This window comes from Candidatus Tisiphia endosymbiont of Mystacides longicornis (assembly GCF_964031095.1).
Taxonomy (GTDB): domain Bacteria; phylum Pseudomonadota; class Alphaproteobacteria; order Rickettsiales; family Rickettsiaceae; genus Tisiphia.
In genome coordinates this window covers 1,717,383-1,728,758 of the sequence record NZ_OZ035004.1, presented here as the reverse complement: position 1 = coordinate 1,728,758, position 11,376 = coordinate 1,717,383, and the positions used below count along the sequence as shown (strand labels likewise).

The following is an 11,376-nucleotide window of genomic DNA, read 5'->3' as shown; positions in this document are numbered from 1 at the left end:
TGAATAGAAATGGATTGCTTCATCGGTCTGGCGACCTCCTGGCAATGACGGGTTTGTATGGTAATTACCCTAAGTGTATATTTATACACAATCTTTAGTTGTAATTTGGCTCTATTTTAAACTTTCAACAATTATGCTATTTACCCCCTACCGCCGCTGGGTCCTCTTGGTTTAAGGTTTGCTTTAAAATTTACTATAGGGGTTTCTATTGGTTTTTTAGGGGTAGAATCTTCCTTAATTGTAACTTTCCTCAACCCTTCTCCCGCTTTCATGATGTCATCCTTACAAACAGCAAGTTGAGCAGGCTTTGCCTGTTTCTTTGGTTCTGCGGTTGGGGATTTTGGTTTAGGCGGCTGAATACCAGAGAGTCCAGGTGGAGGGGGAGGAGGTGGTGGTATTGGAACTCCAGCATCATTAAACTCAACTTTAGGAGGGGTAGGTTTTGCACTTGCTGCTTGCTTTTCTGCTTCGGCTTTTAGTGCCGCTGCTATTCTTGGAGTATCTATTGCATCTTGTTTAGCCTGGCGTGCTGCTTCTTCTTTTCTAGCCTCTTCAAATCTAGCTTGGTCTGCAAGCCATGCTTTAGGTAGTTCTTTGCCACCTTGAACTTCACCAGCTCCTCTCCGTGCTGCAAGCCTTTTTCCCAATTCACCCATCAAACCATCGTTTGTTGAACCTACAGCTATTTCCCCTAATGGTCGATCTGCTACACTCTTTAACTTAATCCCTTCTCTTATGGCTGCCAAATGATTTGCCATATCGACATTTGCTACCGGTGTCACTTTTGTATTAAGATTAGGCGGTGGTGGTGGCGGTGGCGGAGGGGGCGGTGGAATATCTGGAACATTATTAACTGTTACCTGCACTGGTGGTGGCATAACTGTCGGAGTACTAGTTGTTACCTGTGTTGGCGGCATAGCTGGAGCATTACTCACTACAGCTTGTACTGGCACAACATCTTGTATAGAGTGAGTTACTTCTGGTACTGCTAACGGGGCTGTTATAGTTCTAGGTTTAGGAATTGGTTTCACAGACGGTTGTTCCGGTGCTTCTTGTGCTGCAATAGTTGTGGCTATTTGCTTTTCCACAACTTGCTCCTTGGCAACTTGTTCTTGTATAACCTCAGCTCCTTTAACAAACTCTTCTGTTGCTTGCTGTAATTTTTCTTGATGTTTTTTACTAAATGGAGATTTTAAAAAGTTAATGAGAGGAGTAAGCCATGAGTCAAACCATGCCTTTATCTGAGCTCCAATTGATGAACGGCTTTTAATGTTCTCAGCTTTTTCCTCTAACCCCTTTATATCGTTAGCTGTTATATTTTGCAGTGAGTTTCTTTTTTCCAAAACATTCACCACCTCAACTAGAACCCCAGCTATATGCTCTAAATCTTGTTTCGCAGGAGAAAGAGCTGATAAATCATTATTTACTGCAATTACAACTTCAGCCACCTTATCCACAGCTTCATTGGCAACAGCGAAGCCTTCGTTATTATCTTCATTACCACTTTTCATACAATGCTCATAAATTAATTTATACTCTTATACCCAATTATACAATATAACCTTATTAATCCAACTAAGTCAAGTATTCGGCTAAAAAAAGTTACTTTACCAGAAATTTTATTTATTCTCTTAATTTACCTTGGAATTTCTCGTAAGCAGTTGCAATAACTTCCTGGTTTAATAAATTTAAGTCTGCTTCATTTAACGTCCGATCATCTGCTTGAAATTGCACTTTAATTGCCACCGATTTTTTACCGGAAGGCAGTTTATCTCCTGAATAAACATCAAATAGATCAACTGATTTTATCAGTTTTTTATTAGAATTTTTGATATAAGCAATTATCTTGCCAACCGGTTGTTCTAGATCAACTACAAAAGCATAGTCTCTAAAGGTTGGTTGGAAGTCGGAAACAATAAACTCGTCTCTTTTAGCAAATTTTGCTTTAGCAAATGGTATATTGGCAATATTTATCTCAAAGGCAAATATCTGGCAGTCAATATCAAAATATTTTAATATAGAGGGATGAATTTGTCCAAAATATGCTATGACATTCTTACCAAGTTTTATAATGTTTGAGTTTGTCGGATGGTAATAAGGTAAATCAACAGGAGCAAATTGGCACTTATCAATAGGTAAACCTGTATAATTTAAAACATTTTCTAAGTCAGATTTAATGTCAAAAACATCTACGGGGCGGGCTGTAGAATGGCAATCTTTTTCGTTATATAGCCCACATCTTATCGCCGAAGCAAAAATCAATTCGCCATCGGATGTGCAAGAGTTAAAGATTGGTCCCAATTCCATCAAAGCAATATCTTTGATGGATCTTGTTAGATTCTTTTGCACTAATTTAAGTAATTTGGCAATGATGCTAGGTCGCATATAATTATTATCAACATTAATAGGATTTAGCAAAAATAGCTCCTCTTTTATTGGAGCAAATAATTTTGCTATTTCACTATCCATGAATGAGTTTGTTACTACCTCATCATACCCGCAACTGGCTAAAATTCTTTTAATATCAGAAACTCTTCGTTGTTCTTTAGGTACAATCCTTGCTAGTTGTATCTCTGGTAATTTAACCGGCTGTAACTTGTCATAACCGTAAATACGAACAATCTCTTCAACAATATCTTCTTTAATTGTGATGTCATGTCGCCAGGAGGGTATGGTAAGTTTGAGACTATCACCTATATCTACTACAATAAAACCAAGCTTCTTTAGAATATCACAAATCTCGGTTTGGCTTAGGTTTAGACCGGTTATTTTAGCTAGGCAATTGATAGGGAAGACCAGGGATTTTTGCTCAAGGGTGAGTTCCCCATTATACACTATATCAGAAATTTCACCTCCACAAATAGCTAAAATCATTTTACTTGCAATATTTAAGGCTTTTAAGGTAAATTTTTGATCAATATTACGTTCAAAACGATAACGCGAATCAGTATCAATCTGCAGATGCCTACCAGTTTTAGTAATATATTTAGCAGAAAAACATGCCGCTTCTAGCAGAATATTTTGTGTTTCAAGCCCACAGCTACTACTATCTCCTCCTATAATACCAGCAAGAGCAAGTACTTGTCCGTCATCTTGCACTACCAAATCTCCTGCATCTAAATCATATTCTTTGCCATTTAAAGCTGCAAATTTAGTTTTTTCTTTAAGAGTTGCAACTTGGATATTATCTGATAATTTACTTCTATCATAGGCATGCATTGGTTGCCCGAAGCTATATGATATGTAGTTAGTAACGTCCACTATAGCCGAAACTGGTTTTACGCCAATATTTTGCAATAATTGTTTTAACCAATCAGGGCTTAGCCTATTTTGTAAATTTCTTATTTCTCGAAATCCGAATAAAGGACACGCCTCTTTATTTTCTACTTGTAAACTCAAGCTAGATTTAAATTCTCCGGCAATTTCCGCTGTCTCTAGTTCTTTAAGTGTACCAATACCACTAGCAGCAAGATCTCTAGCTATACCATAGACGCCAAGAGCATCGCCACGATTGGGGGTAACATTAATATCAAAGACAGGATCGTTATACCCATAATATTGTATAAGTGACTCGCCTACTTTAGCCTCTTGCGGTAGTTCTATGATACCTTCTGAATTAGTACCAAGTAATAATTCCTCTTCCGAACATAGCATACCACAACTTTTTTCTCCACGAATTACTGATTCTTTAATTTTAAATTTACCATTTGGAATTTCACAACCAATTTTTGCCAATACTACTTTAATATTCTCCCTAGCATTGCTTGCTCCGCAAACTATCTGTAAAATTCCTTCATTAGTTTGGACTTGACATATCTTAAGTTTATCTGCCGAAGGATGGGGTTTAGTAGCTAGTATGTGAGCTACTTCAAAATCTTTTAGCTCCGCCCTTCTATCTACGATTTCTTCTACTTCTAGACCTAGCATAGTCAAGCGTTCAGCAATATCTGTAACAGAAACATCTGTATCTAAGAATTTTTTTAACCATGATAGAGTAAATTTCATCTTGTTAACCCCCCAGCTAGAGTTGGTATATCAAAAGCAGAGAAATTATAGTGTTTTAACCATCTTATATCTCCTTCAAAAAATTGCCTAAGATCTTTGATCCCGTATTTTAACATAGCAAAACGTTCAACACCTAGCCCAAAAGCAAACCCTTGATAATGATCACTATCTACATTAACATTTTTCAGAACGTTTGGATGAACCATACCGCAACCAAGTACCTCAAGCCATTTATTGCTATCGGGCATCTTAATATCCACTTCGGCAGATGGTTCAGTAAATGGGAAGAAACTTGGTCTAAAACGTATTTCAATATTTGTTTGTTCAAAAAAGTCTTTGATAAATTCCGTGATAAGGTATTTTAAATGCCCCATATTAATATTTTCATCGAGTACTAGACCTTCAATCTGATGGAACATTGGTGTATGTGTCATATCGGAATCTGATCTATAAGTTCTACCAGGAGCAATAAACCTAAAAGGCGGTTTATCATTTTGCATGGTTCTAATTTGTATTGTTGAAGTGTGAGTACGTAGTAACAGAGGATCGGCTCCTTCTTTTGCTTTTAGGTAAAAAGTGTCATGCATCTGCCTGGCAGGGTGGTCTTCATAAAAATTGAGGGCAGTGAAATTATACCAGTCATTTTCGATATTTGGACCATCCTTAATGGTTAGCCCAAATTTTGCAAATATTTGAATTAATTCTTCGGTAGCTTGGGTAATTGGGTGAATGCTCCCCTTCTTGTACTGTCTAGCTGGAATGGTTAAATCTGTCTTTTCTTCAGCAAATTGCTTATTTAATTCAAATTCTTCCAAAATAGTTTGTTTTGCTTGTAGCAAATTACTAATCTGCTCTTTAAGCAGATTAACTATCTCACCTAACTTTTTGCGATCATTTGGTTCAAGATCGCCCAGTTTTTTCATTTCTTGAGTGAGTAAACTTTTTTTGCCAAGAAACTCTACCCTAATTTGTTGTAACCCTGATAAAGTTTGAGTTGCCTCGATACTGCTTTGAGCAGATTCTAATATTTGGTTTAGATTATCCATAATTAAGTTAATTTAAGTAATAATATCAAGTAAATTAAAGGAGATTAGACTAAGTTTCATCAGATGTCTAGATTAAATAAATTATTATTGTTGTTTCGGATTGCTAACCCGACTAACATCTCGCAATTCTCCAAAGTCATTGCGAGCTGATGTATCCCCACGAAATTGTTGCAAAATAACACGAGTTGCCAATTATACCAATTGAAACAATTAACGCGGTATATTAATCTACTCTCTATACATAATTAATTTTACTAAAGTTACATTTTTACTAAGTTGATTCCAGGCATAGCAAGCATTAGCAACGATATCTTCGTATACACCGTAACATTGATTAGATAGGAAGTGATTTTTGATCCACTGCCAAATTTGTTCCATCGCATTTAATTCCGGTGCGTATGGCGGAAGCGGTACCAAGGTAATGTTACTTGGAATAATTAATTTTTTCGCTGCATGCCACCCGGCATTATCTGTTAATAATGCAACATGCCTACCAGAATCAATAGTTAAAGAAAATTCATCTAAGAACTTATTCATTGAATCAGTATTGGTATATGGTAAAATTAACGCAAAAGATTCGCCCGTATCATGGCAAGCAGCTCCATAGATGTATGTTGAGATAAATTGTTGTTGCCTTACTTTCCTAGGTCTGCTCCCACGTTTAGCCCATATGCGACTTAAACTACCTTGCTGCCCAATTCGAGTTTCATCCTGTGACCAAATGTCAACCTTACTCCAATCAATATCTTTTGGTAATAATACTTTTAGCATATTGGCGAAGTTTTTTTATATGTATTTTGAGTTGCTTGATTAGATTTTGGGTGTACTGAACGAGAAGTAATCCAGCTAAAACCAAGTCGATGTATAGTGTTATAAACTGTTTTTAAACTACATTTAATACCATATGTTTCAAATAACATATTATGTAATTCCTTTCCTGTTATATAACCACCTGTCTTACTTTCACTCAACATATTTATTTTATCAGACAAAAAAGATTCTTGTAAGCTATTGAATTTTCTAAACGCACCACTCCTATGCGATTCAAATAATCCATCAAAGCTAGAGTTTCTAAATCTTCTAAGCCAAGATTGTACTGTTTTCCAGTGCGATCCAACTATTATCGATACAGTTTTCAATGACTTGCCTGATTGCAGGTGATGCATTGCTAATAAGCGTATGCGATTTCTTCCGTGCGACTCGTTTTTCATTAGGCATATGAAATCATGCTCATGAAAACCTTTTGGTAATATTAATGTTCTTGCCATTTTAGTACCTGCTCAAGTTTATATTCCCATATTATAATATACCTCCTTAACTATTTCAATTGGTATAATACCAGAGTATAAATTTATGTAAGGTACTAAAGGATTAATATACCGTGTCAATTATTTCAATTGGTATTATATGGTTAAGCTAGGCACTGTTAACAAAGGTATTTAACCAACTAGTTATCATGTTTTTAGTACAAATTATAAAAAAGAAATTTTTATAGCAAAATTTTACTAATTAGCTATTAGTGGAGAATAAAAAAGTAGTATAATGGGTATTATAGTTGGAAGGAACAGGTGAAAACAATGATAGAAGAAAAAGATAAAGATAATATTAATTATCAGCCAAGAATGTTTGTTGGTACCGATGACTTCAAGACATTATTGCTAAATAGCGATGTATTTGTTGATAAGAGTCTAATGATCAAAGAATTATTAGAAGATAGTGGAGCAGTTACACTCATTACTCGCCCAAGGCGGTGGGGGAAGAGCTTGAATATGGATATGGTGCGAAGATTTCTAGAAATAGAAGTGGATGAGTATGGGATACAATTGCCGCAAGAACAAAGAGTTAATTATAAGCTGTTTAGTGGAGGAGAGGTAGATTTAGGTTTTGATGAGACTAAAGAACTAAAGCCATTAAAAATTGCTAATGTAGCAAACTCTATGAAACGTCAAGGTCAATTCCCAGTTATTATTATAAGTTTCAAGGGCGTTAGGGGAAGTAGTTATCAGGAGATTGAAAGTAAAATCAATTATCAAGTAATACAGTTATTTAGTAATTATCGTTATTTGGAGACTTATTTAACAGATAAGGAAAATTTATTAAATGATGCACAAAAGAAACAATTAACTCGATATTTTTCTGGAGAATTTAACAAAGTAGAACTTGAGAATAGTTTGAAATTTCTAAGCGACTTACTTTATAAACATTTTAATCAAAAAGTTTACATACTAATTGACGAGTATGATACGCCAATTAATAGTGCCTATATGAAGTTTGGCAGTAATCTAGAAGAGTTTGAGGAAGTACTATCTCTATTCCGGGCAATATTTGGTAATAGTCTTAAAACCAATGATTCATTACAAAAAGGTGTTATTACCGGCATATTGCGTGTTGCTAAGGCTAATTTGTTTTCAGATTTGAATAATTTAACTGAATGTAGTTTACTAGATGAAAGATTTTCTAGCAGTTACGGATTTACTCAAGCAGAAGTTGATGAACTATTAACTAAAGTACCAACCACTACAAAGCCAGAAGAGATTAAAAATTGGTATAATGGCTATAATTTTGGTGGAGAAGTCATTTATAATCCATGGTCAATTATGCAATGTTTGGCAAGTAAAGGCAAGCTTGATCACTATTGGATTGATAGTGGTGGGACTGATTGGATTGATCATATACTGCTCTCAGATGAGATGCAACAAAATATCCAGGCTTTAGTTGCAGGAAAAACGATTACTTCTTCTATTACTAAACATATAAATTTTGCTGATATTAACAAACCAGAAGGGTTATTTAGCTTATTATTATTTAGTGGTTATCTAAATCCTGCAGCCAAGATGTCAGAACAAGATATTTACGAACTATCTATCCCTAATTATGAGGTAAAATATATCTACCAAAAAAGAATGGTGCAATGGGTTAGTAAACAATTAGATATTGATAATTCTGGCTATTATTCTTTCGTTACTTTATTACCAGATGGTAGAATAGAGGAGTTTAAGGAGCGTCTGCAGGAATTGTTACTTAATTCTACTAGTTTTCACCAAACAGGAGAGAAAAAAGCCGAATTATTTTATAGTGGCTTTATGCTCGGCTTTATTAATATGTTAGCTCCTAATTATATAATATCAAGTGAACAAGAATCAGGGGATGGCAGAGCTGACGTTGTGATGATTCCAAAAATTGGCAAAGGTGATAAAGCGATGATTATCGAGTATAAAATCGCTAAATCTTCGGAAGACTTAGGCTCTATAGCTAAATCTGGCTTACAACAAATTATTAATAGAAAATATGATAGTAAAATAAAAGAGCATTCACATGTAAAACAAATATTAAAAATTTCGATGGCATTTTGTGGAAAAAATATGGAGTTAGAATATGAAATAACGAAGCTCTAATGATGAGCGTAAGCACTTGTATAATAAGCAATTTGGTATCTGACTGGGTTCGGAAATTGTTCACTACGCCCCGCCAGTTACTTATTACCCTTCCAGGGATTTTGTAATTTTATAAAGCAATTCATATGCTCCATATATGCTCCTTACGAATTGGAAAATAAAGAGTATATTTGCCCTCAATCCCTCTTTAGTATTGCTGTTCAGCTGGAGGGATTATGCAACAAATAGTCAACTCTTCCGTATACTTGCAGCAAAACTGCGTAACACTATCTAATTTCTTTGCTAGTATGAATTTATTGTATAAATTTGGATTTCTACTATGCAAATATCACCGATTAATAAAAAACAGATTAATAAAAAAACTAGTTGAAAAAGTAGCAGTCATATTATAATATTTGAAATATTAATAATAATGATAATTAATCAAATGAAAAAACCAAAAGTAGCGACCTTAAGTGCTGAAGAACGAGAAGAACTAATACAGCATGTCAAGGAAAGTTCATTAACGGGAGATGAACAGCAAACGATAGTAGAGCTTGTGAAATTTTGTAACGAGCTAATAGACAAGCTAGCATCATCAAATATCAGTATAAATAAGCTTAAGGAAATGCTGATTGGTTTTAAGGCAGATCACAAAAAAAAGATAGTTCAGATTCATTAAAAGAACCGCCAGGTGAATCTGATAACGGGAATGGTGGTAATGAAGGAGAGTGCGATAAGCCCAAAAAGATAGATCGTAGTAATTGGCAAGGTAAATATGGGTTTGATGATTATAAGGATGCGAATACCAGCTATTTAACTCCTGAGAATTTTTGTAGTGGTGATAGCTGTCCTCACTGCTATAATGGCAAACTATATAATAGTGAAGCTAGAAAATTGCTACAATTTACAGGTAATGCTCCAATTACAGTCAACAGATATGTAAAGAAAACGTTACGCTGTAATGCTTGCGATTATACAGTTATGAACAATAAAAATATCAACAAATGGACAAATAGTAGCAGAAGTGCAATAGTGTTACAAAAGACCTATGGTACTCCTTTCTACCGTTTATCTAGGCTACAGAGTTTAAGCGGGGTTCCTATAGCATACAGCTCGCTCTGGCAACAATATTTAGATGTTTGGCAAGAAGGTGGTGGAGCTGAAATTTACGGGGTATTATTGGAAATGGCTGCCGAATGTAGTTCACTGAACCTTGATGATACTAGAGCTAGGATTTTAGAAATTACTATAGCCAATAAAAAATTACGTACTCAAAATAAGAAAGGACGCAGCTGTTATACTACTACAATATGTGCTAAGACTGCAAATAATGAGGTAATAGTTTTATATTTTACCGGTAATAGGCATGGTGGAGAAAATATAGGTAACGTACTAAAGAATCGTAAGAATAGAACAGATTCTATCCAATTAATGACTGACGCAAGTAACAATAATAACCCGGTATTATCAGAAGCAGATAAAGAATTACTGGCAATAATAGTGATGATCAATTGTTTGTCACATGGTCAGAGAAAATTTACAGAAAATGAACTATATTACCCTGAAGAATGCGGATATTTTCTCAAACAAACACGTGGGATTTACCACAATGAACATCAATGTAAAGAGATGAGTCCTGAAGAGAAACTTGGGTATCATCAGGAACATAGCAGTAAATATATAGAAAACATATATAACAAAATAGACGAATTATTTAACGACAAGAAAGTTGAGCCTAATAGTAGGCTTGGACAAGCTATGAAATATTGGATAAATAATAAAGAAGGTTTGACCCAATTTTTAAAAATCCCAGTTAGCAATCTTGATAATAATTGGGCTGAGAGATCACTGCGTACCATTATTTTACAAAGGAAGAATTCATTATTCTTTAAAACAATCAATAGTGCTGAGATACATAGTGGTCTGTATAGTATAGTAAAGACTTGTAGTGAGAACGAGATCAATGCCTTTAAATATTTAAATTGGCTACAAGAGCATAGTAGCAAAGCAAAGAAGCATCCTGAGGATTATACGCCTTTTGCCTATGCAAGATATATGAATAATACGGAATTAATCGAGACAGCAGCTTAAACGACAGGAAGCCAATCATTAGAGAATTTGGCAGAACTAGGATCGCCATTATGAATAAGAATGTGTAAGGTTCTATAACAAATTTGGTAAGATGAATTATCAGATGGGAAAAGTTTTGCCGTAAATTTACCTTTGGATAGGCGTTTAGAGCATAGCCAAAAGCCTTGACCGTCAAAGGACAAAATTTTAATGGCAGTTCTGTTTTTATTATAGAATAAAAACAAGGAACCATTAAGAGGGTCAGAAGAAAGTTTTTGTCTACAAACAGCGATTAAGCCATCGATACCCTTGCGAAAATCGATGGCAATAGTGGCAACAAAAATAACTGACGCCGGGGTTAGTTGCAGCATAAAAATGTCTGAATTATAGTTTTTGGCTCTAGTGTTTGGATAATAAGCTTGGTACCATTTGGTTTAATAATGTGACAAGTATAGTGATTTTGCTTGGGAGCAGCTACAGGATCGGTATCTATAGAATTTACTAGTTGAAATGGGAGAAAATTAATATTTTGTTGTAGGGATTGATTTGAAGTTGAGACAGAAGAAGTTTTGATGGTAGGTTCATGGGCTTTTTTAGTTGAACTAATTGTTGCTTTATTAATATTAAGATGTTTAGCTATCTCTTGGTAAGAATAATGATGGAGTAATTGGTGAACTAATTCCTTTAGATGGTTTGGTATAGGATCAAACTTATTAGTTTTAGTTTGACGCCAAGCTTTAAATTGCTGAGCTACTTGCTCAATAGTAATCGATGGTATTTGCATAGTATGAAACCCAAATGTATAAAAAATTCATACTAACAAAAAAATTAGATAAAGTTATGCAGTTTTGCTGCAAGTATACACTCTTCCTCCATCC

10 protein-coding genes are annotated in these 11,376 nt (G+C 34.8%); 3 read left to right on the top strand and 7 right to left on the bottom strand.

Translation table 11 applies throughout. The annotated features are described in order from the left end of the window. Positions 1-140: 140 nt before the first annotated feature. The 5 genes from ACQH6S_RS08810 to ACQH6S_RS08790 form a co-directional block, all read right to left on the bottom strand. Positions 141-1,511, bottom strand: coding sequence for a hypothetical protein (locus ACQH6S_RS08810; protein WP_425360136.1), 1,371 nt, complete (start codon positions 1,509-1,511; stop codon positions 141-143). A 112-nt stretch (positions 1,512-1,623) separates the two neighbouring features. Further along, complete coding sequence (pheT, locus tag ACQH6S_RS08805; protein ID WP_425360137.1) at positions 1,624-4,005, bottom strand: phenylalanine--tRNA ligase subunit beta; 2,382 nt, start codon at positions 4,003-4,005, stop codon at positions 1,624-1,626. Next, on the bottom strand, positions 4,002-5,051 hold the full coding sequence (gene pheS, locus ACQH6S_RS08800) for a phenylalanine--tRNA ligase subunit alpha (protein ID WP_425360138.1): 1,050 nt from the start codon (positions 5,049-5,051) through the stop codon (positions 4,002-4,004). Before pheS ends, pheT begins: the two co-directional genes overlap by 4 nt. Positions 5,052-5,279: 228 nt before the next feature. After that, positions 5,280-5,822 (bottom strand): IS630 family transposase, encoded by a 543-nt coding sequence (locus ACQH6S_RS08795; RefSeq protein ID WP_425360139.1) that lies wholly within the window; start codon positions 5,820-5,822, stop codon positions 5,280-5,282. Continuing rightward, positions 5,816-6,319: a helix-turn-helix domain-containing protein gene (locus ACQH6S_RS08790; RefSeq protein WP_341748510.1), complete on the bottom strand. Its 504-nt coding sequence runs from the start codon at positions 6,317-6,319 to the stop codon at positions 5,816-5,818. Before ACQH6S_RS08790 ends, ACQH6S_RS08795 begins: the two co-directional genes overlap by 7 nt. 309 nt (positions 6,320-6,628) lie before the next feature. Here ACQH6S_RS08790 and ACQH6S_RS08785 point away from each other — a divergent pair, with 309 nt between their 5' ends. The 3 genes from ACQH6S_RS08785 to ACQH6S_RS08775 all read left to right on the top strand — a co-directional run bounded on the left by ACQH6S_RS08785 (position 6,629) and on the right by ACQH6S_RS08775 (position 10,519). Further along, positions 6,629-8,446, top strand: coding sequence for an AAA family ATPase (locus ACQH6S_RS08785; protein WP_425360140.1), 1,818 nt, complete (start codon positions 6,629-6,631; stop codon positions 8,444-8,446). A 412-nt stretch (positions 8,447-8,858) separates the two neighbouring features. Further along, on the top strand, positions 8,859-9,107 hold the full coding sequence (locus ACQH6S_RS08780) for a hypothetical protein (RefSeq protein WP_341758049.1): 249 nt from the start codon (positions 8,859-8,861) through the stop codon (positions 9,105-9,107). A 302-nt stretch (positions 9,108-9,409) separates the two neighbouring features. After that, a complete protein-coding gene (locus ACQH6S_RS08775; protein ID WP_425364395.1) occupies positions 9,410-10,519 on the top strand; it encodes an IS66 family transposase in 1,110 nt (369 codons plus the stop codon). Here the strand turns inward: ACQH6S_RS08775 and tnpB are convergent. Next, positions 10,516-10,869, bottom strand: coding sequence for an IS66 family insertion sequence element accessory protein TnpB (gene tnpB / locus ACQH6S_RS08770; RefSeq protein ID WP_341752109.1), 354 nt, complete (start codon positions 10,867-10,869; stop codon positions 10,516-10,518). The genes ACQH6S_RS08775 and tnpB overlap by 4 nt on opposite strands. After that, positions 10,857-11,282: a hypothetical protein gene (locus ACQH6S_RS08765; protein WP_341758053.1), complete on the bottom strand. Its 426-nt coding sequence runs from the start codon at positions 11,280-11,282 to the stop codon at positions 10,857-10,859. The genes tnpB and ACQH6S_RS08765 overlap by 13 nt, the downstream gene beginning before the upstream one ends. Positions 11,283-11,376 lie beyond the last annotated feature (94 nt).